Origin of the sequence: Nostoc sp. NOS(2021), assembly GCF_017115025.1 — a bacterium.
GTDB lineage: Bacteria > Cyanobacteriota > Cyanobacteriia > Cyanobacteriales > Nostocaceae > Nostoc.
This window is the reverse complement of the sequence record NZ_JABXKM010000220.1, coordinates 1-25,332: the sequence shown is the minus strand read 5'-3', so window position 1 is coordinate 25,332 and position 25,332 is coordinate 1. Positions and strand designations below refer to the sequence as shown.

Genomic DNA, 25,332 nt, shown 5'->3' with positions numbered 1-25,332 from the left:
CCCTCCTCGCTTGCGGGGAGGGGGTTGGGGGTGGGGTTCTTGTACCTCACTCAAGAGAGAACTGCTACATCAGTATTCCTGTTCCACAGAGTAATTATCTCATCCTAGTTACCACTAGCAAGCATTTTTCCATTATTCTCACAATTAGTTTTTGTCTGACTGGAGGCAGCAGCCCCTAATCAGCCATTCCCATGCAGAGCATGGCAACGAGATAAACCCACTAGCAAGCATTTTTCCATTATTCTCCCAATAGGTTTTTAGACTAAGAAATAACAAAACAACCCAGCAGGGCTGAGTTGATACCCTTCGGGTGACGCTCGTACCGTTAATTTTTTGGAGACTGCGCCTGAGTTAAGCAATTTCTCAATGTTTCGGCTAACACCTGTACGTTAGGTTCCTTAAGTAGGTCAAGGTGAGATCCGGGAATGTAATGGATATCTAAACCTCCAGGCACTAGGTCGCCCCAGCCGAATTGAGGATCGTATTGTGTGCCTATAGCTTCGTCACGATTTTGATCCTCTGTCCGCAAGAGGATCACTTCACCAAGATAAGGTGAAAAGATATATTCACTCATGGCTTCAGTGTTAGCATCTATAATCTTTAAGTGCTTGTCAGTTAGAGGTAAATCAAGTACCTCTTCTAAATAACGGTTATATCTATTTTCGAGATGATGCTTACGCCAATAGCTCCATCTCCTAACCTTTTGCCAAAGGTAGGTAGGCCCTTGTTGAACAATATTATTTAAATGCAAAAAAACTCGCTTGAGAAATGACGCCCGCCAGCTATAACCTAGACGACAACTATCAAGCATAACTAGAATACCAACTTGTTCGCCTTGCTCTTGGAGTTGCCGAGCCATCTCGAAAGCAACTACACCCCCAAAAGAATAACCTCCCAGAAAATAAGGCCCATTGGGCTGAAGGGTCTGAATTTCCTGAATGTAGTGAGTTGCCATGTCTTCAAGCCGCGTATGAAAAGGGTGTTTTCCATCTAGCCCTTGTGGCTGTAGTCCGTAGAATGGTTGGTCTGAACCCAGATGCAGTGCCAATTCACGGAAACACAAGACTTCTCCACCCAGTCCGTGAATACAGAAAAAAGGTGGCTTGGAACCGTTGGGTTGAATTTCTACTAGGGATGACCAGCTAGATTTTGATTTGTCTAAGGTATTTTTTACTAAAGCCAAGTTTCTGGCGATATCTTTTTCTTGGGAGATTATTTTGGCTAGAGCCTCTACAGTACCCGACTGGAAAAGAATGGCAAGAGGCAGATTTTGATTAAATGTCTTCTCAATTTGCCAAAATAGTTTTACCGCTAATATGGAGTGTCCTCCTAGCTCAAAGAAGTTGTCCGTGACACCGATAGGCTGGACACCTAAAATTTCTTCCCAAATTTTGGTCAGTTGAAATTCTAATTGATCACGGGGAGCGACATAGGTGTTTTCGCAATCAAGCCTTGTTGAGTCTGGTGCAGGTAAAGCGCGGCGGTCGATTTTGCCGTTGGGGGTTAGGGGTAGGGTGTCTAGAAAAACGAAAGCACTAGGCACCATATATTCTGGTAGTTTCTGTTTGAGGAAGTGGCGCAGTTCGTCTGTGGTTGGTGTCTGTTCTGGGTGAGGAACGATGTAGGCGACTAGTCGCTGGTTTTGGGGATTATCAACTCTAGCTGTGACGACAGTTTGCTGTATTGTGGGGTATTGTGCTAGTAAAGCTTCAATTTCTCCAAGTTCAATGCGGAAACCCCGAATTTTTACCTGATGATCAATTCTACCGATGTATTCAATGTTGCCATCGGCAAGATAGCGGGCTAAGTCTCCAGTTTTGTAAAGTTTTTCGCCTTCGTTAAAGGGATGGGAAATAAATCGTTCGGCTGTTAAGTCTGGACGGTTAAGATAGCCTCTAGCAACTCCGATACCACCAATATAAAGTTCGCCGATCGCACCCAAGGGAACTGCTTGCAAATGGGAGTCGAGGATATAAAGTTGCGTATTGGCGATCGCTCTCCCAATCGGTACACTTTTTAAATTACTCTCTCTTTGACACTGCCAAAATGTGACATCAATTGCCGCTTCGGTAGGGCCATAAAGGTTGTGTAGTTCACATCCCATCGGCTCAAAAAACCGTTCCTGGAGGTCAACTGGTAAGGCTTCTCCACTACAAAACACCCGTTTTAAAGATTGACAACGTTCTAGCCCTTTGGTTTCGAGAAATATCTGCAACATGGAGGGGACAAAATGCAGTGTTGTAATTTCCTCTTGGGCGATGGTGTTGATTAAGTAAGTTGCATCTCGCTGTCCGCCTGGTTGAGCCATCACTAAACGCGCCCCTGTCAATAGCGGCCAGAAAAACTCCCAAACGGAAACGTCGAAACTAAAAGGCGTTTTTTGCAGAACGCAATCAGTTTCAGTTAGTTTGTAAGCATCTTGCATCCACAGTAAGCGATTGCAAATTCCTCGATGGCTGTTCATCGCGCCCTTTGGTTTGCCGGTGGAACCAGAGGTGTAAATTACATAAGCTAGATCCACAGGCTTGACGCTTGAATTGGGATTGCGATCGCTTTGTTGTGAGATTGTTTCCCAGTCGGTATCTAGACAAATTTTTTGGGTACTTGTAGGGAGATCATTAACTAAACTCCTTTGGGTTAACAGCACTGGGGCTTGACAATCTTCTAGCATATATGCTATACGCTCTTGAGGATATTCGGGATCAAGAGGTACATAAGCGCCGCCAGCTTTGAGAATTCCTAACAATCCCACAACCATTTCTAAGGAACGCTCAACACAAATCGCTACCAATACATCTGGCTGGACTCCACAAGTTTGCAAATAGTGTGCTAACTGATTGGCGCGGCAATTTAGCTGTTGGTATGTAAGGTGCTTATCGGCAAATTTTACAGCGATCGCATCTGGTGTTTTCTCTACCTGCGCTGCAAATAACTGGTGCAGACATTCAGATAAATCGTAGTCAGTTTGGGTATTATTCCACTCGACTAGTAGCTGATGCTGTTCGGCTGCTGTTAACAGAGGTAAATCTGAAATACGCTGTTCGGGGTTGGCGACGATACCTTCAAGTAAAGTTTGGAAATGCCCTAGCATTCGAGCGATCGTTGTCGCATCGAATAAGTCTGTGTTGTATTCAATTCCACCTTTGATCCCCGCTGAAGTTTCTTCCAGATCGAGGGTAAGATCGAACTTTGCAGCGCCGCTATGGACTTCTAAAGGGGTAATGGTCAATCCCGGAAGTTCCCAGAGTTCCCTTGGGGTATTATGGAAGGCAAACATTACCTGAAATAGCGGTGAGTGGCTCAGATTTCGTTCTGGCTGTAGTTCTTCTACTAGCTTCTCGAAGGGCAGGTGTTGGTGGGCATAAGCTTCTAGTGTTACTTCTCGAATTTGACTAAGTAACTGCCGGAAACTTGGGTTGCCTGAAAGGTTAGTGCGTATGGCTAGGGTATTGACAAAGAACCCAATCAACCCTTCGGTTTCAACTTGGTTGCGACCAGCAATGGGAGAACCGATGAGAATGTCTTCTTGCCCAGTGTAGCGGTGCAGCATTGTCCCAAAAGCCGCCAGCAATGTCATGAATAGTGTCACACCCTGCTGATGCGAGAGTTCTTTTAGCGATGCACTCAAGGTCTGGGGTAGCATCAGGGATTGCACTGCTCCCTGGTAAGTTTGGACTGGTGGCCGTGGTCGGTCGGTTGGTAATTCTAATACAGTATTAGCACCTACTAACTGGGTTTTCCAGTAGTTGATTTGGCCAGAGAGTATTTCACCCGATAGCCATTGGTGTTGCCAGACAGCAAAATCGGCATACTGAATGGGCAATTTTGGCAGTGGGGAAGGCTTACCGCTCAAAAAGGCTTCATAAAGGGCTGCTAACTGCTGCCAGAGAATGCCTATTGACCAGCCATCTGAGGCGATGTGGTGCATGACCAACAGGAGTATATGCTGCTGTTCGTCTACTTGGAGTAAAGTAGCTCGCAGCATCAAGTCAGATTCTAAGTTGAAGGGGCGTTGCGCCTCTTGATTTAGAAGACATTCTACTTGCTCCTGTGTTACCTGAATCACTTTGAGTTCCACTGGCCGAGGCGTGCCAATTACTTGTATGGGGTTACCATCAAGTGATCTAATAAAGTTTGTTCGCAGTGCCTCATGATGGACGACGATCGCATTTAGTGACTGTTGCAATACACCCGCATTTAACTTGCCCGTTAAGCGCTGTGCATTCGAGACGATATATGCTCGGCTGTTGGGTTGCAACTGCTCCAAAAACCACACTCGCTGCTGGGCAAAGGATAAAGGGGCTGACTCTCGGTTGGCTACTTGAGGAATAGTCTGATTTTGGGGATCATTTTCTGGAGTCGGGTTTTGGGCGATCGCTTCAGCTAAAGTAGCGATCGTGGGATTCTCAAATAAGAGTTGCAACGGTATTTCTATCCGAAAGACTTGGCGAACCCTAGACATCACTTGAGTGGCCAGCAGTGAATGACCTCCCAATTCCAAAAAATTGTCGTGGATGCCTACTTGTTCCAGACGCAAAACCTTCGCCCAGATGCTAGCTAAGACTTCTTGTGTGGAATTCTGAGGTGGAACAAAGTTAGTTGACAGATCAAGAGTAAATGTATCTGGTGCAGGCAAGGCGCGGCGGTCTATTTTACCATTGGGATTTAATGGTAGGGTGTCCAAAAATACAAAGAAACTAGGCACCATGTATTCAGGTAGCCGAGTTGACAAAAACCGACGTAATTCAACCTGGCTAGGAATTTGCTCTCGACTAGCAACAAGATATGCCACGAGTTGCTTGTCACCAGTAACATCCTCTCTAGCTATGACTATAGTCTGTGTCAGTGCCGGATGTTGACCTAATATGGCTTCAATTTCTCCCAATTCAATTCTGAAGCCACGAATCTTTACTTGGTGGTCAATGCGACCAAGGAACTCGATATTGCCATCACTTAAATAACGTGCCAAGTCCCCAGTTTTGTAAAGATGTGCCCCAACTTCAGAGCTAAAAGGGTTGAAAATGAACTTATCTATGGTCAATTCTGGACGGTTCAGATAACCTCGCGCTAGACCAATACCGCCAATGTGCAGTTCACCTGATTCACCAACAGGCACAGGCTGCAAATTTTCATCGAGGATGTGAATCTCTGCATTAGTAATGGGGCGACCAATGGGAGCAATGGCGTAATTACTGCCGCGCTGGCAACTCCAGTAAGTGGTATCAATGGAAGCTTCTGTCGGGCCATAGCAATTATGTAGAACATTGTCCAAATTCAGTTGAGCAAAGAAGCGTTCTATGAGTTCGCCAGTTAAAGCTTCACCACCGCAGGTAATGTGCCTGAGGAATCGGCAATTCTCAATTCCCTTCTCTTCCAGTAAGACACGGAGTATGGAAGGTACTAAGGCCAGGACGGTGATTTGCTGCTCAGTAATCACCTTCACAAGGTAGGCAGGGTCTTGATGTCCACCAGGGCGAGCCATGAACAATTGCCCTCCGAAGCACAATGGCCAGAATATCTGCCACACTGAGGGATCGAAGCTAAAAGAAATAGTCAGTAAAACTTTGTCTGCCTGAGTTAATCCAAAGGTTGTTTGCTTCCAGTGGAGTTCATTGCAGATCCCACGGTGAGGGATCATTACACCCTTGGGCTGTCCTGTAGAGCCAGATGTGTAGATTACGTAGATAAGATTATCAGTCGTCGTCTCATTTACAGGATTTTCTTCACTGTTTCGGATATCCCTTTGCCAGTTTGAGTCCAGACAAATTACTTGCGCCTGATGCGGTGGTAAGTTCTTGACCAATTTTTCTTGGGTTAACAATACTGGTGTCTGGGTGTCTGACAAGATGAAGGCTAAACGCTCTGAGGGATATGCCGGATCTAAAGGCACATAAGCGCCTCCAGCTTTGAGAATTCCCAGCAGTCCGACGATCATCTCCAAGGAGCGCTCTAAGCAAATACCCACAAGTACTTCCGGCCCAACGCCTAAAGCACGTAGGTGGTGCGCTAGTTGATTCGCCTGTTGGTTTAACTGCTGATAAGTAAGTTGTGTATTTTCAAATACTACAGCAATGGCTTGAGGCGATCGCTCAACTTGCATCTCAAACATCTGATGGATGCACAGATCCTGATGATGAACTGCTTGAGTGTCATTCCATTCCTGTAAAACTTGAGTGCCGATGATGTGAGTTAAGGTATCTAACGCAATATTTTGCTTATATTCTGAAGTCTGGCTATTATTTATCTGCATTTGCTATATAAGTTATCCAATATCAATATTTTTACATTGCTTAACATAGTTTAATTTATTCTTGCCAGCTTACTGATTAACAACTCACTAAAGTCTCTGCTTTTGGTAAAGCAAATGCTTGCTGGCATTTTTTAACTTGATTTTATCTAGAAATTTATCACCAAAGCGCTTTAAATAAACTTTCATATACCTAATACTTAAGATTGATTCGGGAGAAGGATTGTATCAATAGAGCCATCAATGTATTTAATTTCATCTGCGGCTTTTCCATCTAAGTAAAGAGTCTTGACAGTAAGCAGGCAATTTAAAGTCAGAAACTGCCATTTAAGCCCTGATATATTCGCCTTTTCCATCACCTTCTTTAAAATCTAACAAAGTCATTGTCGTCAGGTATTTAAGGAACTTGGAACCTAGATAAATAAGCTGATTGTATTTACTAAGTACATCTGAATCTTTACAAAATTCCTCCATTTTTTTTCTGAGACAGATAAATTGTTTACTTCTATCTGTATTTTCCCTATCTCTGAATCATTATGTGGGGCGCAACATTCGATTAACTATTAAATTATTTAGATGCAACTTTGTCAGCAAACGCCACTTTTGTGTGTTCAAAACCTGCCTAATCGATTTATATTGAATTTGGTGATTACCATACTTTTACCCCATAATCCTTTATCGATTTAAACTCTAAATCGCAATTAAATCCAAAGGATTAACTTTTAATTTTAGCTAACAATAAGCTTTTGAGTAAACGCTTATTGCTTAGTTGAAAAATAAGTTTGTGTTTCATGTAATCAAAGCCATATCATACATATTGTAGATTAATTATAAAAGTACATTATCCTTTTTTAGTAAAATCCGCTGAACGAAAAATTAATTCTTACCGAATCTTCATTTTGTTTCCTTATATATAAAATTAATGTAAAGTTATAATATTATTTTCTTGAAGAATTACGCGAATTTCATTAAATCTACGTCGGAGGGTTTCATTTGTGTAACTTCAGTCTTCTATAGGAATCCTGTTTGATTATTGAAACTCTTTTGACCTATAAGCCTTGTAAAATAAGCTTTTGAGTCTCAGTATACTTTCAAAATTCAAGTCGAAGTCCTATAGTTTAAACTACAGTCACCTCGGTAAGGGAACCACCCTTTTGGCGCTTCAAAAGCTTAACAACATGGAGAATTAACATCGGGTACTTACCGTCCAAAATGTAATCTAGAGCATCGATTCATTAATCAAAAACCTAACCCCCCAGTCCCCTGCTCTCATGGGTAGGTTTTTCAGATTAGACCAATTTTTTGGGTTTTAGAACCAAAATGATTGTCCGAAACCTTAAAACTACGTTCAATAATTGCCAATGTTCTCAATTATTTCTCGGAAACCTAAATACCTACCCTTGAAAGCCAGTCCCCTCCACCACTAGGGAAGCTACGGTATACACACAAGTTTTAAAATTCACTATATTCACTTGTGTAAAGTTTTGTAACAATAATCAAATTTTTGATGCATTTCGTTATATGTTGTGTATGTAAGTTTTGTTAATCAGTAATTATGCGTAAAGAAACAGAGAAGCTTCTAAGCAAAACTGAAACTGAATTAGTCTAAGTAAATATGTTACAATAATTTCGGAAAGAATATCATTGTCTCATAGAAGCACAACTCTGCAATGGAACTGTAGTAATTCAATTAATGTATTACGCACCTTAAAAATCCTAATATTTTTACCTGACGAGCTTGATTATAAATGTCAGTAATTTTATTCAACTATTAAGTTAACTCACCAACAAATCCTTTTTTGGCATCAAAGCTCAAAATTTCCAGACTAAACTGGATTCTACCCTCCACCAAAACCTAAGTATCTGGGTAGTAACCGCACTCTAACCGACCCTGGAAGATGCTTTTGATCAAAAACTTCAAGTTACTCCCAAGAAAATGGTTAATAGTAGATTACAAAGGCCAGGTTTCTTTGAAATAAAAATGTGAGATACTCCACGTTTGCATCAAATTTTAACTACACCAAGTGTTACTAACTATGAGTAATCAAAGCATTACAACAAATAAATTCAGTGAAGTCCCTTTGGATTTACGTGCATCTGCATTTGTCAGAGTACGCAAGGGTTCGTGGTGGTTGAGATTAACAACATTGTTTTTAGTAGACTATACTCTTTTATCCTTAGCTTGGGTTTTAGCTGGATATCAATCTTCTTACGGACATTTAACTTGGTATATACCGAGTTATTATTTACCAATTTTAATACCTATTGGGATTCAAATAGGATCACTAGCTGTCGAAGGTATTTATCGAGAAGGTCAAAAACGCTATGACTATTTCAATATTATCAAATCGCTAACTTTTGCTCATGGATTAATACTCCTTGTTTGTTTTTTGTATAAACCAGTAGTTGATATTACACAACAAAGATTAATATTATTATCTTGGTTGTTCAGTATATTTTTTATATGTACTGGTAGATATGCTGTAAATCTTACTCTTGAATATCTGCGTAAACAGAAAAAAATAGTTCGCTCTTCGGTATTCATTATTTGTGATCCTCAAGATCATGAGCAGATTTCTAGCTTTATAAAAAAAGAAAAACACTACATCGTCTCTGGAACTGCGAATGCTAATTCACTAGACAGATATCAACGTCAACAAACATTGAATCAACTTAATCAATTAGGTGTAACAGAAGTTTTTATATCTTGGGATGCTCTAAAAAATAGAATGTTTTTATGCTGGTTATTTCAAGCATCCGGCATACAAGTACATATTTTACCGATGGAATTAAAACCAATTTATAGAAACGTAGAATTTAATAAAATAGGAGGAATGCCTTGTCTGAGTTTGGATTGTCCGATAATTACAGGTAAAGATTTTTGGATAAAGCGTAGTTGTGATTTTTGTTTCGCGACTTTATTTGTAATGTTATCATTCCCTATTTATATAGCTATAGCTATAGCTATAAAACTGGACTCTCCCGGCACAGTATTTTACAAGCAAACCCGTATAGGTCTACATGGGCAACAGTTTAAAGTATGGAAATTCAGAACTATGAGGTCTGATGCGGAAAAATTACAGAAAGAATTAGAAGCATTAAATGAAACTAAAGATGGGATTATCTTTAAAATTAAAGACGATCCTCGCGTTACCCGTGTTGGAAAATTTCTTCGACGTTATAGCTTAGATGAATTACCTCAGCTTTTTAATGTTATCTTTGGAGAAATGAGTATAGTAGGACCTCGCCCTTTACCTACTAGAGATGTTGATAAGTTTTCTGAACATCATTTTATCCGACATGAAGTTTTACCTGGTATTACAGGTCTTTGGCAAGTCTCAGGTCGCTCAGATATTTTAGATTTTGAACAAGTGATTAATCTTGATCTTAACTACATCGAAAATTGGTCACTTGGGTTAGACTTTGAAATTCTCCTCAAAACAGTTATGGTAGTTTTGAAAAAAGAAGGTGCCTACTAAGGTAATAAAAACCAAATCATAGCGCACAGCAATCATTATACGGTTTCCGTCTTGATACAAATGCTGTAATTTATAGTAGACTTTTTCACATATTAAATTTAGATTTTTCTACTTTACTGAGTGAAAAGCTACCTATTTAAGTGCGATAAAAGCTTTCGGATTTACAATCCAAACCAAAAGATTTATTAATAAAACTTGGGATGAGTGGTACACTCAAGCGTGCGATGATAAAAGCTAAAGGAAAATGCATTTTCGTCCTTGATTCGCATGACTAGTATGTGTGGAATAGCTAAAAAACTCCCAACGGTAGATCAAAAAAAGTAAGTTATAGCAGTTGCCAGGTAGCGGTTGACATCAGCTAATCAGAAAACACTGACACCAAGAGACTTTCAAGCCTGTTAAGAGTTCCCTGCTATATGAGAAATTTATGAGATTTATAGGTATTGGTAATTCAAAATTAACGAAATAAGCTGATTAATAATTTAAGAATGGCAGAAAAGTACAAATTCATAAGTAATTCCCTCTCAATGATAGTCAATCGGTTAGCGCAAAGCATTACAGCCTTTGTATTAACCGCTGCTATTGCTCGTACTTTAGGAGCTGAGGCTTTAGGCCAGTATCTACTAGCGTATAGCTACTACTTTATTTTTGTGGGCATTGCTTCACAGGGGCTAAAGACATTGTTTACCAGAGAACTAGCCCGTGAGCCACAAAAAACACCAGTTTATTTAATGAGTGGTACCTGGCTACAGTTAATATTTAGTTTTTTCAGTTATGGGGCGTTGGTGATTATAGTGTTTTTACTTCCCTATAGTTCCAAAACCTCGACTATTTGCTACATCATGGGCTTAACGATCATTCCTTTTGCGCTTTCCAACATCACTGAGGCAATTTTTCAAGCTCAAGAAAAGATGCATCTGATTGCCATCTCTACAGTGCCAATATATATCCTACGCCTAATAATAATGATTTGGGCGATGCAACTAAAATACGGAATCGAATACCTGGGGGCGATACTATTTTTTTCGGAAACACTAATTTTGGTAATTGAATGGATTTTCATCATCCGGTTAGTCAAAATAGAATGGCAGATTGATGGTAATTTTGTCTTGAATACAATGAAAAGTGCACGGACATTTTTTGCTATTGAAGGAATGGCTGTAGTCACTGGCAGAATTCAAATATTGATTCTTTCATTGTTAGGAAATGAGTTTTTAGTGGGTCTCTTTGGTGGAATAGCACAATTGCTACAACCCTTTTCGATTATTGCTAACAGTCTAACTTTAGCAATGTTTCCAAGATTTTCAAAGGCAGTAGAGCAAGGACGGGACAAGCAGAGGCAGATCACAGAAAATATTATTGAAATTCTACTAATTATGGCATTACCCTTATTTATTGGACTGTTATTTGTTGGCAAAGATTTACTAATTTTTATATATAATCCTAGCTTTGCTCAAGCAAATCTAGCCCTTTCTTTAAGTGCTGTATCACTGGTTTTTCTACCCTTCATCCGCTCACTGTCCTATCTACTTGTAGCCAATGGTTTCGAGATAGTGAACCTGCGTGAAGTGGTTATTACTACTACATTAGGAAGCTTAGGAGGTGTGGCATTAGTTTCCCAGTATCAGTTACTAGGTGCAGCTTTAATGGCATTATTAATGACTATTATTGGTTTTAGCCAGTATCTTTACTTCACGTATACTCGCCTATTTTCGTTAAATTTATGGCGAATTATGCGCCGACCCTTACTAATAAGCCTTTTGATGATACCTGTATTCATTTTATTGCAAAAAACTACCTTAGACTTTATATTCACTCTAATTATTGCAACTTGTGCCTATGGTTTATTTGTGAGTTATCTAGGTATTCGTGCATTTGGAGGGTTTCGTTTTTTGTGGATCAAACTTTTAAGAGAGCAGTAATTCTTTAATATAAAATCCTACCAGTAAGGCATCCAAATTTGTGGAATAAATAATTGAAGTGAGAAGATAATTTTAATTATGATTAAAGTTGCTTTATTACATTTTTGCTTTGAAGACTACACCATCGAACTAGCAAATAGTCTGGTTAAATATGTTGATTTAACGCTAATTCAGCCGGAAAAACTGTCAAATGTCTGTAGCAATGTTCTTGATTCCAATATCCGCGTCATTAGTTTTAAAAAACCACGGATACGCGACCCGCGCAACCTGTTGTCTATGACCACTATGATGCATATCATCAAAGACATACAGCCAGATGTTTTACATGTTCAAGAAACTAACGATCCTTGGTACGATTGGACTTTGTTATTCAACAAGATGCCACCATTGGTGACAACTATCCATGATATATTCCGTCACCCAGGGGATACAATGGCTGTACTTGGTTCCGATTATACCAGGCGTCTTGCCTTCTACCGTTCCCAACAATTGATTGTCCATACTCATCAACTAAAAAAGATTCTCATTGAACAATTCCGTATACCTCAAGAGCGAGTCAATGTTTTACCACATGGGGAACTTGGTAGTTTGTATCAGCGCCGGGGTAATCACAATAGTCAGCCTCGTGATCCAAATACATTGCTATTTTTTGGACGGATCTGGCCCTATAAAGGATTGAAATATTTGCTTGAGGCTATGCCTTTAATTGCTGAACGTGTACCTGAAGTAAAGCTGATTATTGCTGGAAGGGGAGAAAACATCAGGCAGTATTTCCCTAATGGTTATGATGAAAAACGCTACGAGATTATCAATGACTTTATCCCCATTGAAGAAGTAGGTAATCTCTTTCAACGCAGCACAGTAACAGTTCTGCCATACGTCGAAGCGTCTCAAAGTGGTGTGGCAGCTTTATCTTATGGAATGGGAACGCTGGTTGTAGCTTCTGAGGTAGGGGGATTGAGTGAGATAGTTCAGCATAAAAAAGATGGGTTGTTAGTTCCACCCCGTGATGTTCGATCTCTAGCTGATGCGATAATTTGTTTGTTAAGCGATCGCGACTTGCAACAACGCATGCAAACTGCGGCACTAGCTCGTTGTCAGGAAGATTTAAATTGGTCAAATATTGCTGCTCAAACAGCCCAAATTTATTATAAAAAAATGAATATGCAAAATAAATATTAGTTAATTTATGAGAAAACTACTAATTTATGCAGAGCAGGGATTCACAGTTGCAGCCTTGCTAATTTATTCAGGGGCAATCTTAACTCTCGTCCTGTCAGGAGGAGCAGGACAGGATGAGGTGGTAGAATATGATAGCTCCTTGATTCGGATTATTTTTTTCCTAATCTATGCAATTACCTTATTACTAATAGTTTTGCGTTGGAAGAAAACTCTTTATGTCTTTGTCTTGAGTAAAGATATCTTCCTTTATTCTTTAGTAATGTTGGCAGTTGTTTCTATTACTTGGTCTTTTGAACCCTCAACAACATTAAAAAATAGTTTTACCCTCATTAGTTCCAGTTTATTTGGTCTGTATTTTGTTTCGCGATACAGCTTAAAACAGCAATTATATTTACTTGCTTGGACTTTTGGGATTGTTATAGTATTGAGTTTCATTTTTGCTCTAGCCTTGCCTAAATACGGGATACAGAGCGACCTTGGTAAACCACTGTGGCGTGGAGTATTCACGCACAAAAACGGTCTGGGAGGAAGGATGGTAACCAGTAGTATAGTCTTTTTTATCCTTGGTTATCAAATTCAAAGACGTAGTTGGCTTTTCTGGGGGGGGTTTAGCTTGTCAATACTACTCTTACTGCTTGCCGGTTCCACTTCATCTGTATTTAATCTATTAATTCTAATATTGGCATTTTTTGCTTTTCAAATTTGGCGTTGGCCATACCAGGTCATAGTACCAACCCTAATAATGATGGCAACTATCAGCCAAAGTTTATATTTTTGGTTGTCTAATAACGCTGGTGTCCTGTTAAATTCAATTGGTAAAGATGCGACACTGACGGGTCGAACAGACTTGTGGCCATTAGTAATCGATATGATTTTGAAACATCCTTGGATCGGTTATGGTTATGGCGGATTCTGGCAAGGATGGGATGGCGAATCTGCTTATGTTTGGCTCAATGCTGGATGGACACCAAACCACCCCCACAATGGTTATCTCAATATTTGCCTTGACTTGGGTCTTTTAGGGTTAGGGTTATTCTTATTAGGATTTTGGCGCAGTTACCTGCAAGGATTCGCTTGGGTGCGTAGTAGTAATACAGCATTAGATATTTGGCCACTTATGCAGATGACATATATATTTTTAGCCAGCCTTACTGAATCTACCTTGCTGGAATCGAATAGTTTGACTTGGATACTCTATGTGGCGGCATCTTTCTCAGTGAGAATGAAACATGAAATAAAAATAAAATCATGAAACAAAAAAAAGACCAATTCCTAGCATAGATATTCTAAAAAGGTTCTGAAGCCATTGTTTTTGTGCTTGTTATTTATACCACATCAAAATTGCTATAATCGGTTTCTGAGCAGTACAAATAAATCCTTTTCAAGAAAAACCTTTCCACTAAACTCCACAATAAAGCAAAAAGTAATCGGATTTTAACAAGATTTCATGCAATTCCTTTGGTCTTTGAAAAGCAATGATAAATTCTGATTCTTTCGTTGATACATTAACTCAGGAAACTCAGGATAGCCCAATTATTGAAAAAGTACAGCCTATGTGTCGAACTAAAACTCTCAATATTATCCTGTTAGGTCCTAGCTTACTCCAGCAGGGTGGCATTTCCAATTACGAGAGGCTTTTTTTGGAGTATGCTCCTTCTGAAGTCCAAATATGTCATATTGTTACTCACCAGGAAGGAGCTATAGCAATCAAAATCATGGTATTTTTGAGAGCTATATGTAAATTTTTGTGGATGTTAATCACGAAAGAAGTTGATATTGTTCAACTTGAAATTTCACAGCGCGGCAGTGTTTTACGACAGGCAATTATGGTGCTTTTAGCTTGGGTATTTCACAAGCCGATAATTCTACATGCTCACGGTAGTCAATTTCATGTTTTCTATGCTGAACTGGCAAAATGGATACAGCAATTGCTAAGTTGGGTATTTTGCAAGTGTCAACGCTTAATTGTATTATCAGAAAGTTGGAGAAGCTTCTACATAGAAAACCTTGGTCTGAAACCCGAACAAGTTGTAGTTTTTTATAATCCAGTAAAAATTCCTGCTGAAGTTCCACACCGTTCAGGATCTAAAAAAGCGAACTTACTTTTTTTAGGGCGAATTGGTCAACGTAAAGGAGCATTTGATTTGATCGAAGCCTTTTCTCTTTTGCCTACTGAATATAAAACGAGATCAAGTATGATCATGGCAGGAGATGGAGACATAGAACAAGCACGCAATTTAGTTACGACTTTAAATCTAGAAACTTATATAAAATTGCCTGGCTGGATAGGGTCACATGAACGTGATATTCTTTTAACTGAAGCAGATGTTTTTGTGTTGCCCTCTTACAATGAAGGTCTTCCATTAGCAATGCTGGAAGCAATGGCTTGGGAGTTACCAGTCATAGTTACACCAGTAGGAGGTATACCTGAAATAGTTACTCAGTCTGAAAACGGATTAATTGTTAATCCAGGTAATGTTGAGCAGTTATCAGATGCTATTAAGTCTTTGATTGAAAATGATACTCTGAGGCTTTCTCTAGGTTGTAAGGCAAGAACAAGTGTTTTTCCTCTTGATATCAAAAATCATTGGGTTTCTTTCCTTGATTTATATCGTTCAGTGTTAAATTCAGATGATCAATTGAGTGTAAACAGCCAATAACTGCAAGACTGTAAGTTATGAAGATGCAGATATGTAGGTTATTCAGCTTAGTTTCGCCAGACATGACTAAAAGTTCCCCAAACTGAGGTAGATTTTATAATTGACAAGTGAGTGTTTTACTAAACTAATTAAAAATTGAGATTATTATGGCATCACCAAAGAAAGTACTAATTATCGTTGAAAATCTGCCAGTTCCCTTTGATCGGCGGGTATGGATGGAAGCAACTACTTTGCAAAAAGCTGGGTATGAAGTTACCGTAATTTCACCGACAGGTAATGGGTTTGAAAAAGACTACGAAGTTATTGAGCAGATTCACATCTACCGTCATCCTCTACCACCGGAAGAAAGTTCGGTCATTGGCTATCTCCGAGAGTACAGTTGGGCGATTAACTGGCAATTCCGTCTAGCTCAAAGGGTATGGCGAGAGCGTGGTTTTGATGTCATACATATTTGTAATCCGCCAGATTTACTTTTCTTAGTAGCAGGATGGTTTAAATTATTTCATGGCACATGGGTGATCTTTGATCATCATGACCTCAGTCCGGAGATGTATGAAGCTAAGTATCAACGGCGTGATATTTTTTATCATGGATTACGCTGGGCTGAACGCTTGACCTATGCCACAGCAGATATGGCAATTTCAACGAACGAGTCACACCGAGAGGTTGCTCTTAACCGTGGACACAAGAAACCAGAGAAGGTCTTTGTAGTTCGTAGTGCGCCAGATCTTTCGCGCTTTCGCCGAATGCCCCCAAACCCCAATTACCGTAGAGGTAAAAAGTATTTGATAGGATACATGGGTGTCATGGGCGAACCAGAGGGAATTGATTATCTCCTGAGAATGGTATATTACATTGTCCAGAAAAAAAATCGCTCCGATATTCACTTTATGCTAATCGGTAGTGGACCTGCCGCTGAAAAACTCAAGGACTTATCTAAAGAGTTAGAAGTGACTGAGTTCGTGGAATTTACAGGGTTTAAGCAAGGCGAAGAACTTTTAGAGCGGCTTTCTAGTTGCGACGTGTGTGTAGAACCCTCTCCAACATCTGCTTATAACGAAAACTGCACCATGAATAAAATCCTCGAATACATGGCGATGGGAAAAGCAATTGTCCAGTTTGATTTGCGAGAGGGAAGACGTTCTGCACAGGAAGCATCTCTTTATGCCAAGCCTAATGATGAGGTGGAATTTGCCGAGAAAATTTTAGAGCTTCTAGATTCTCCTGAACGTAGAGAAAAGATAGGAGCCGAAGGGCGACGGAGAATGGAGGAGATCCTGGAGTGGCAATATCAAGCTCCGAAACTGTTAGAGGCTTATGAGAAAATCTGGCAAAGCTAGTAGCTACTTTTCAGAATCACTATTATCACAATTAAGTGAGGCTGAGTAATCAGTAGATGTTTATGGTCAAAAATCGCGAACTGACTAGACGGCAAGTTTTTTTACTTGACTGAGGAACTTTGCCTAGCATGGGTGATTTGACAAGGGGTAGAGCCATATAATATTATTTGTTTGAGGAAAAAAATCAAGCCTTTGATAATCCAGAAATAAATTTTAATCCTAATGGCTAATGGCAAAAAGTTTTTAATTGAACGTCTTGCTGCTCAAGGGTTGATTTATGCTGTTGCAGTTAGGATACCTTTAACTCATCCCAAATCCTAAATTTACCAAAGTTTTTGCTCAATAACTGTGTCAGATTTGCGCCCCAAGCAAATGGGAACTAAATTTTTAACTCGAATAGTCTATACTATTGTCATATTCTAAAATCATATCAGTCTTGTAAATTGCACTGGTTTGCCACTGCTCTAAGTCAATTTTTAGTTTCTTGCTTAAGACCTGTACTTTGGAAGATTTATGTCAGAAAAATCTATGGAATCTAGAGAATCTATTGATTTAGACCTTAGTCGTTACTTATTGATATTGAAACGATGGTGGCTACCTGCTACTGCGATATTTGTAGCTACAGTTATGCTCAGTGCTATAGCTACACAATTTATGAAGCCATCCTATGAAGCAGAAGGAAAACTTTTATTCAGAGTTCCCTCTTTTAAAGTAGCTGGAAATAGTCTTTCGCCTAGTTACGCTGAAGGAGGAGACTCAGGAGATTTGAAACCCTTGGTAGCAACTCAAAATCCGATAAGCAGTCAGATAGAAGTTATTTCTTCGCCGACTTTTTTGCAGCGGACAATAGACAAACTACAACTAAAAGACAATGAAGGTAAACCTCTAGAAGTAGAAGCGCTACTAAAAGCCCTGAACATAAAAATTCTTGGTGGGACAGATGTATTGCGAATTACCTATAGCAGCCATGACCCCGAAGAAGCAGCGGCAGTGGTCAACACAATTATGAATTTTTATTTAGACAATGATATTACGACAAATCGCTCTGAGGCGGGAGCAACTCGTCAATTTATGGCCAGGCAGCTTCCTAAAACTCAAGCTGCTGTTGATAATGCAGAAATAGCGCTACGTATATTTAAACAAAAGTATCAGATTGCAGATTTATCAGAGGAGACAAAGTCAGCCGTTGCGGCTATTGGAAATCTAGACAGTGAGATGGATACTGTTAAGGCTCAACTGGATGAGGTAAACGCCCAAACCAATGAACTGCGCCAGAAAGTAGAGCTAAATTCTCAGCAAGCGATCGCTGTGAGTGCTCTTAGTCAGTCACCTGCAGTACAGGGAGTTCTTACACAACTTCAAGACACTGAGCGGCAGTTAGCGATTGAGCGCAGCCGTTTCCTAGATGACAACCCCGTAGTTATTAACCTAGAAGCAAAAAAAGCTAGTTTAAAATCTCTCCTGCAACAGGAAGTTGGTCAGACTATTGGCAATCAAAGACAAGTTCCCCAGAGCCAATTGCAGATTGGACAACTGAGACAAAGCCTAATCCAAAGTTTTTTGCAGTCAGAAATACAGCGCTTTGGCTTAACTAAAAGACTCTCCTCTCTATATAATTCCCGTTCTAGCTACGAACAGCGGGTAAAACTCATACCCCAGTTAGCACAAAATGAGCGGGAGTTAGAACGGAAAGTTGAAGTCGCAGAATCGACCTATCAAACTCTATTGAAAAAGGTTCAAGAATTACAGTTAGTTGAGAATACAAATGCAGCTACTTCCCGGATTATTTCTCAGGCTTTAGTGCCCAAAGAGCAAGTACTAATCAAAAAAATAATTGTTTTGGTGCTAGGAGTGATGTTTGGTTTATTTTTTGCCACTACAACTGTGCTCTTCCTAGCTATGAGAGATAGATCTCTAAAAACACTTAAAGAAGTTAGAGATGTATTTGGATATACTTTGCTGGGAATTGTTCCTTTGTCTGTTAAAAAGGTTCGCTCCCGTTATTCAAATGCAGAATCAACATCTCAAACAATTGCCGTCAGAGATACTCCCCACTCTTTAACGAGCGAAATGTATCGGATGATTCAAGCCAATCTGAAATTCCTGAGTTCAGATAAAGTGCTCAAAACTATCGTGGTAACTAGCGCAGTTCCTAAAGAAGGCAAGTCTACAGTTTCAGCTAATTTGGCGGCGGCGATCGCTCAACTAGGACGTAAAGTTTTACTAATTGATGCAGATATGCGAATTCCTTCTCAGCATCATCTCTGGCAACTAACCAATGCAGTTGGTTTGAGTGAGGTTCTTGTAGGTCAGGCTGAATTTAACATTGCTGTATCTAAGGTAATGGATAACCTTGATGTTTTAACTGCTGGAGTTAGACCTCCCAACCCACTTGCTTTGCTTGACTCAAAACGGATGGCATCACTAATTGAAAATTTCTCATCTCAATATAACTATGATTTTGTGATTATTGATGCTCCTCCCCTTCTTTTGGCAGCCGATGCTTTGACTTTAAGCCAAATGACTGATGGGATTTTGTTAGTAGCTCGACCAGGGGTAATTGATTCTAACAGTGCGGCTGCTGCTGAAGAAATGCTAGAGAGATCCAGTCACAACGTTTTAGGTTTAGTTGTGAATGGGATCATTGATAAAAATGAATCTAGTAGTTATTTCAACCATGCTAAAGAATACTTTACTCATCAAGATTTGACAAAAGAGCTTAAGCAACAAAAACGTATTCCAGACAAAAGCTCTGTATAAACTAGGATTTTGTCTCTTAAGTCAACTGAACACCATAACTTGTATATCATGTCTGTTTAATTAGCTACAAAATAATAAGCTTGCCTTCGCAGGCTTATTATTTTGTGTAAGGGTAGACTTCAGTCTGACTGAACTATGGGCAGATAGCAGGACATGATATTAAGATTACCGATCTTCGTATGCCCCAATATCATATCGACCACCATCAGGACGAGGGTTACCTACACAATCAGTTTTCAAATCCTTCCAATAGTAACCCCTATTGATCGCCGGACTCGTTGCTTTGAGTCTAAAGTCAGCATTTGAGGGATTCACAAACTGTGGGTCTCCAATAATATCGTGAGGTCCCATCACAGCGATCACGACACCCTTGGAGTAAAGATTGTAGTCATAGGTGACGTTGGTATTATTCATGTTGCTGTTCGCCTTTTGACCAGGGGAAGCATAGATAATATTATTGAAAATCTTGATATCAGATGAATAACCAGCATATATTTGCCCTTTTTTAAGGCTTGGAGTTTGCCCGTTCGCATATGCCGTGTTATTGACAATATCGACATGCTCACTCTCATGGGCATGAATACCCGAACCGCCATTCCTGTAGCTGATATTGTTTGCAATTAAAGTTCGTCCTCGATATGCACCATTTTTACCAAGTTTTGAAACATCGACAATAATGCCATTACCATCTGAGATTGTTCCAGATTCAAGCCAGGGAATGTACATGCGATTGTTGTAGACCTTGTTGTTGGTCACGAACATCTTGTATCCCCGGTTGTTGTCAGTATTGTAATTCATCAACAACGAAATGCCGCTGTTACCATAGACACTATACCATGAGTTATTAAACACAGTGTTATGATCCACCTTCACATAATCAGCCTCCATTACCGAGATACCTCCTGCTCCACAGTTATGCACTTTGTTGTTCAGAATATTTATGTGATGAACAGGACGATTGCGTCCATCAATGCTTATGCAACTTCCGTTTGTACGCGGATTTGATGTGTTCCACTTCTGAGTTAATGCATAAGCAAGGCTGATATTGGCATTGTTCCCTATGATCTCTAGCCCGTTGATCTCGATATATGAAGCTCCATTTGACAACCCGATACCACTCCATGTATTATGTTTAATTTTTGGGGAGTGCCCCGGATATGCTTTATACCTAATCCATGCTTTTGCATTTCCAGAACGTTGAATACTTACTACAGTCCCAGCATTGGGTGGATTAGTGTATACTCCGTTCATAATCAATACTGTGTCGCCAGGGTCAGTCAGATCTGCTGCCCTTTGAATTGTCCTAAAGGCGGATGAGGTAGTGAGTCCGCTATTTCTGTCGTTTCCTGTACCACTAACATAGTATGTTGTCGCAGTTCGAACCGCGCTGATCAGCTTGCGGCTAGGTAGTGGCATTTCCTGAACAGTGGATGACTGACGAATATCTTTAACTAAAGACTCTGTTATTTTCTGTCCTTGAACCAGACCTGTCAATGCCCAAGGAAGTACAAGAGATGCGCTCAAACTGAGAAAACCTAAACCATGAATCATCATAGGGAAAAAATAGGGTATGTTGCAAAAACTGAATCGTCAACGGTCAGTAGCTCTAGCCTTAGTTAGTAACTCAGTATTGGATACGTTCGTGTAACGGTCATATGTAAAGTTATACACGGCTTGTTAGGTTTGCACCTGGGCATTTTCGCGTAAATATGGCTTAAATGCATTTTTAGGTTGTGTTCTAAGAAACATCAACTATCTAGTAAAAGTACCGGAAAGAAATTATTAGTATCCAGAGTTACCCCATTAATGGACACTAAGCAACCGTACAAATGGCGTCATTTCCAATTCGACATCATTCTACTGTGTATACGCGGTATCTGTGGTTAAGATAGTATATCTGTCATCAATCAGTTAATTTACTTAAATAATTCTTATGATAATAAGAATCAATAAAGTAGTAAAAATAAGGCAGTAACTAAGATTTCTCGCCTCTGCCTTCTAAAATATTCTCATTATCATAATCAATCCAAGTACCTACAACAAAGTTTGCAAAAGCCTATGAATGCAGATTAAGAATTTTCAGTGAGAGTTTTAGAGTCTATAGCATTTGTCAAGAAGTAATATTATTTAAGATTTTTATAATAATGGCGGATAGAAAACACAATTTTGGCGGAAGCGATGCCTTCTTTACGTTCGCGCAGCGTGTCGCAGACAGACGCTACGCATAGCTGGCGTCCCGTAGGGAAGGGTACGATGGGCTACGCCTATGCCAAGGTAAAACCAGTTCTTAACCCTACTCTTGTCTTTTCCTGTGGTCGAGGCGGCGCGTAGCTAGCTTGCCTATCCAAATTAAATAGTGAGAAAATACAGAGATAAAAATACCTATTTATAAGATTTTCAGCTTTTTTCTCTCTCACGAATGATTAAGTAGGACTATATTAACTCTTGACTATTGAGCTTTGATTCAAGGATAGTGCAATTTTAGGGACGAAGAGGGTTGACCAACGCCCCTAATTTGCATCTATATCTTAAACTAGAGTCCGAAGATGTTCAGAAGATTAAGGATAATACCTAGAGGTCCAGTTATAGTGTTTACGGTATCGCCAGTCTTAGCTGCACCAGATCGGTTGACTAGCACAACGTCATTATTGCGGAGTATGGGATTAGTTTGCTCATTAATTCCGGCGGAGAAATCCACTTTTACTATACGTTTAGTGACAGAACCATTAGGGTTGAGGCGAATCAAATCAACAGCATTACTACTAGCTCTGGCATCATTAAATCCGCCAGCAGCAAGTATAGCTTGATTTAAAGAGCTATTCGGCTGAACCTGTGTTAACCCTGGTTTTTTAACTTCACCTACCACACCAACTTGAATAGATGTAGGAGACAAAGTAGTGGTAGCTAATTGAGTGGCTTCTGCGGGGTTGATTTCAGTTGCCGTCGGAATAACAATCGTATCTCCGTCTTGGACGATGATGTCTTGATTGGCGTCACCACTCTGCAATAGTTGCCAAAGATTAATATCTATAGCTTGTTCTGAGCCAGTTCTTGTCGGTCGGCGTAGCTTGAGATTACGAACATCAGCCTGTGCTGTAATTCCCCCAGCTAGTTGAATTACCCGCGTCACATTTGGTAGACCAGTGGGACTAGCAGTGCCACTGTTAGTGGTTGCGCCCGCCTGGGCATCTGTGTTGCCTGGGGTGACAAGATACGAACCGGGACGGTTAACTTCACCAATAATTGTGACTGTGCGGGGTGTGGTTTGGCTGGCGGCAAAGTTAGCTGCAAATATATTGCGGGATTCTGCAACGTTGAAGTTGGTTGCAGTTGGCACAACTATGGTGTCTCCATCCCGCAAGGTAATATCCTGTGATAACCTGCCTGTTTGAATGAGTTCCTTCAAATCAACGGTGACGGTTTGCTCTGAAGAACGTCCTATTTTACGTCGTAATTGAACTTGAGTCACATCTGCAGCCAGGGTTACTCCCTGCGCTGTTGTCAATGCGGCCAATATAGTCGGATATTGTACGCCTGGATTGTTCCCTGCGCCTCCGCTCAAGCTCAGAGTATAAGCTCCTGGACGTGTCACTTCTCCGGCAACGAAAACATTGATGGGACGAGGCGATAACAAATTGACTGAGATTAAGGGACGTTTGAGGAAGCGAGCATATCTTCTAGCAATTTCGTCAGCAGCCTGTTCAGTTGTGAGACCGAGAACTGATACACTGCCAATTAAAGGCAGGTTGATCGCTCCACCTGGCGGAATTTGGTATTCACCTGTATATTCGGGTACTTCAAATACATTTACACGGATGAGATCGCCGCCTCCTAATGAATAATTAGTATCTAGTTGTGTTGGTGTGCTTGGTGTTTGTGTAGTTGGTGGTAATGATTGTCCCTGAGCTAGACTGACACATGGCACAGCGACATTGACAGCACTTAACAAAGCCACACCCACAACTGGCTGAGTTAGGAATTTAAACAAACTTGTGTTAAGCATATTTACCTGAGACTCTGAAACTACGATCAATAAAGTACTGTCTAAACATTTTTATTTTGACTATACCTAAATATTCAAGTTCCCCGACACTCTTATTTTCCTCGAAAAGTGTAATTTTCCGGAGGAAATTTGCTTATTGAATTTGAATTTTTAGTGAAGTTAACTTAAAGTTAATGCTGTTTAAATAGAGCAGTTATCAAAAAATAGAGGATTTAGGCAACTAAACGCAGTTTATACAAGAAATTATCTGTTAACCAATAAAGTACTTAGAAATAAAATTTTGTTGTCAAATAAAGTCAATTTGATGACATTTAAACTTTAATTTAAAATCTGCTATAACTAGCAAAATTATGAACAAGTTCATTAAATAAATACAAATAACCTTAAAAAGAGATTGGAATTTTATTTATTGTGGGTTGGGTTAAGCAAAGATAACTCAAAAAGGCATAAATTGTGGTGTGGGTTTTGCTCCTCAAAATAACCCACAATTTACTATTTGGCAACAAGCAAGAAGACTAATTCAGTGAGTTATTTTTTCTTTGAATTTGTTGAATAAAAAATTCTTCTAGGGAGCGACGCGACAAGTTCATGGCAATAATTTTACCATCCATAAGACGAAGACTGGCGAGGAAATCATAGTAATCATCTTGTAGTGTACCTTGCCAGGAACCATCAGGCTCAAATCTGAGAGTGGGTATCCATTTTTTGAGAATTTCCCAGTCACCACCTTGACCTTTGACGTGATATGTGTTTTCCCCGCCTAAGAGTTCATTGAGGGAACCAGAGCAAATTAATTCACCTTGAGCGAGGATGGCAATGCGATCGCAAATCTGTTCTACTTCACTAAGGATGTGGCTGTTAAAAAAAATCGTCTTACCAGCGGCTTTTAGGGCCAGGATAATTTCCCGCATTTGGTAGCGTCCCACAGGATCAAGACCAGACATTGGTTCATCCAGAAAAACCAATTCTGGCTCGTTGATTAGCGCCTGTGCCATGCCAACACGCTGTAACATTCCTTTAGAGTAGCGGCGCAGGAGCTTTTTACGCGCATCGGCTTGCGATAAACCCACTAATTCCAGCAGTTGGGGAATGCGTTGGCGTTGTACGCTATTGGAAATTTGGAATAGCCCAGCGGCTAGCTGCAAAAACTCCCAGCCGGTGAGATAGTCATACAAATAGGGATTTTCTGGCAGATAGCCGATATATTGCTTAAGACTGCGATCGCCTAGTGGCTCACCCAATAATAATCCCCGTCCAGAGGTCGGCCGAATAATTCCCAGCAACAATTTTAAAAGGGTAGTTTTACCCGCACCATTTGGCCCCAGCAACCCAAAGGTTTCGCCTTTGTAAACTGTTAAAGAACAGTTTTTGAGAGACACGACTTTTTGATTTAGCCAAAAACCAGTGCGATAGACTTTTCGCAACTCAGAAGTTAGGACTACTGGCGGAGTGTCTATCGTATTAAGTTGAGAATTAAGGTCATCTGCAACAGACTTCATCTCAGTTAAATCACCATTTCCCAGCTTGATATTAATTACAAATTACCCGCTAGGCTGATAATAACCATCACCAACTGATGTGTCAATTATCGAAAATTGGGAAGTGGGGAGTGGGGAGTGAGGGAGATGGGGGAGTGAGGGAGATGAGGGAGATGAGGGAGATGAGGGAGAAAGAATAACTAATAAATAACTAATGCCCCATGCCCCATGCCCAATGCCCAATGCCCAATGCCCCATTTG

General features: G+C 40.1%; 11 protein-coding genes and 1 pseudogene. 7 read left to right on the top strand and 5 right to left on the bottom strand.

Features of this window, described 5'->3' with window-relative positions; translation table 11 throughout:
- Positions 1-325: 325 nt before the first annotated feature.
- On the bottom strand, positions 326-6,250 hold the full coding sequence (locus HWQ41_RS23655; RefSeq protein WP_292768365.1) for a non-ribosomal peptide synthetase: 5,925 nt from the start codon (positions 6,248-6,250) through the stop codon (positions 326-328).
- A gap of 2,033 nt (positions 6,251-8,283) precedes the next feature.
- On the opposite strand from HWQ41_RS23655, the gene HWQ41_RS23650 reads away from it, so the two are divergent.
- From HWQ41_RS23650 to HWQ41_RS23620, 7 genes are all read left to right on the top strand, one after another.
- On the top strand, positions 8,284-9,726 hold the full coding sequence (locus tag HWQ41_RS23650; protein ID WP_292768362.1) for a sugar transferase: 1,443 nt from the start codon (positions 8,284-8,286) through the stop codon (positions 9,724-9,726).
- A 488-nt stretch (positions 9,727-10,214) separates the two neighbouring features.
- Positions 10,215-11,648 carry an oligosaccharide flippase family protein gene (locus HWQ41_RS23645; RefSeq protein ID WP_292768360.1) on the top strand — a complete coding sequence of 478 codons (1,434 nt, stop codon included), beginning with the start codon at positions 10,215-10,217 and terminating at the stop codon, positions 11,646-11,648.
- 78 nt (positions 11,649-11,726) lie between these two features.
- On the top strand, positions 11,727-12,830 hold the full coding sequence (locus tag HWQ41_RS23640) for a glycosyltransferase family 4 protein (RefSeq protein ID WP_292768357.1): 1,104 nt from the start codon (positions 11,727-11,729) through the stop codon (positions 12,828-12,830).
- 118 nt (positions 12,831-12,948) lie between these two features.
- Complete coding sequence (locus HWQ41_RS23635; RefSeq protein WP_292768354.1) at positions 12,949-14,082, top strand: O-antigen ligase family protein; 1,134 nt, start codon at positions 12,949-12,951, stop codon at positions 14,080-14,082.
- A 223-nt stretch (positions 14,083-14,305) separates the two neighbouring features.
- Positions 14,306-15,490, top strand: coding sequence for a glycosyltransferase family 4 protein (locus tag HWQ41_RS23630; RefSeq protein WP_292768351.1), 1,185 nt, complete (start codon positions 14,306-14,308; stop codon positions 15,488-15,490).
- A 146-nt stretch (positions 15,491-15,636) separates the two neighbouring features.
- The gene (locus HWQ41_RS23625; RefSeq protein WP_292768348.1) at positions 15,637-16,830 is read left to right on the top strand and encodes a glycosyltransferase family 4 protein; all 1,194 of its coding nucleotides are present in this window, start codon (positions 15,637-15,639) and stop codon (positions 16,828-16,830) included.
- Positions 16,831-17,343: 513 nt separating this feature from the next.
- Positions 17,344-19,590, top strand: coding sequence for a polysaccharide biosynthesis tyrosine autokinase (locus tag HWQ41_RS23620; RefSeq protein ID WP_292768345.1), 2,247 nt, complete (start codon positions 17,344-17,346; stop codon positions 19,588-19,590).
- A 165-nt stretch (positions 19,591-19,755) separates the two neighbouring features.
- Here the strand turns inward: HWQ41_RS23620 and HWQ41_RS23615 are convergent, their stop codons facing one another.
- From HWQ41_RS23615 to HWQ41_RS23600, 4 genes and pseudogenes are all read right to left on the bottom strand, one after another.
- Positions 19,756-21,144 carry a choice-of-anchor Q domain-containing protein gene (locus tag HWQ41_RS23615; protein WP_292768342.1) on the bottom strand — a complete coding sequence of 463 codons (1,389 nt, stop codon included), beginning with the start codon at positions 21,142-21,144 and terminating at the stop codon, positions 19,756-19,758.
- 979 nt (positions 21,145-22,123) lie between these two features.
- Complete coding sequence (locus tag HWQ41_RS23610) at positions 22,124-23,593, bottom strand: SLBB domain-containing protein (protein ID WP_292768340.1); 1,470 nt, start codon at positions 23,591-23,593, stop codon at positions 22,124-22,126.
- A 515-nt stretch (positions 23,594-24,108) separates the two neighbouring features.
- Positions 24,109-25,092: an ABC transporter ATP-binding protein gene (locus tag HWQ41_RS23605; RefSeq protein ID WP_292768338.1), complete on the bottom strand. Its 984-nt coding sequence runs from the start codon at positions 25,090-25,092 to the stop codon at positions 24,109-24,111.
- Positions 25,093-25,134: 42 nt separating this feature from the next.
- Positions 25,135-25,332, bottom strand: a pseudogene (locus HWQ41_RS23600) (hypothetical protein); the annotation flags it as partial.

Bases quoted from the DNA above. Each gene is read 5' to 3' on its own strand.
- HWQ41_RS23610 (WP_292768340.1), bottom strand. From the start codon at position 23,593: ATGCTTAACACAAGTTTGTTTAAATTCCTAACTCAGCCAGTTGTGGGT.
- HWQ41_RS23645 (WP_292768360.1), top strand. From the start codon at position 10,215: ATGGCAGAAAAGTACAAATTCATAAGTAATTCCCTCTCAATGATAGTC.
- HWQ41_RS23655 (WP_292768365.1), bottom strand. From the start codon at position 6,250: ATGCAGATAAATAATAGCCAGACTTCAGAATATAAGCAAAATATTGCG.
- HWQ41_RS23605 (WP_292768338.1), bottom strand. From the start codon at position 25,092: ATGAAGTCTGTTGCAGATGACCTTAATTCTCAACTTAATACGATAGAC.
- HWQ41_RS23630 (WP_292768351.1), top strand. From the start codon at position 14,306: ATGATAAATTCTGATTCTTTCGTTGATACATTAACTCAGGAAACTCAG.
- HWQ41_RS23615 (WP_292768342.1), bottom strand. From the start codon at position 21,144: ATGATGATTCATGGTTTAGGTTTTCTCAGTTTGAGCGCATCTCTTGTA.
- HWQ41_RS23640 (WP_292768357.1), top strand. From the start codon at position 11,727: ATGATTAAAGTTGCTTTATTACATTTTTGCTTTGAAGACTACACCATC.
- HWQ41_RS23650 (WP_292768362.1), top strand. From the start codon at position 8,284: ATGAGTAATCAAAGCATTACAACAAATAAATTCAGTGAAGTCCCTTTG.
- HWQ41_RS23620 (WP_292768345.1), top strand. From the start codon at position 17,344: ATGTCAGAAAAATCTATGGAATCTAGAGAATCTATTGATTTAGACCTT.
- HWQ41_RS23625 (WP_292768348.1), top strand. From the start codon at position 15,637: ATGGCATCACCAAAGAAAGTACTAATTATCGTTGAAAATCTGCCAGTT.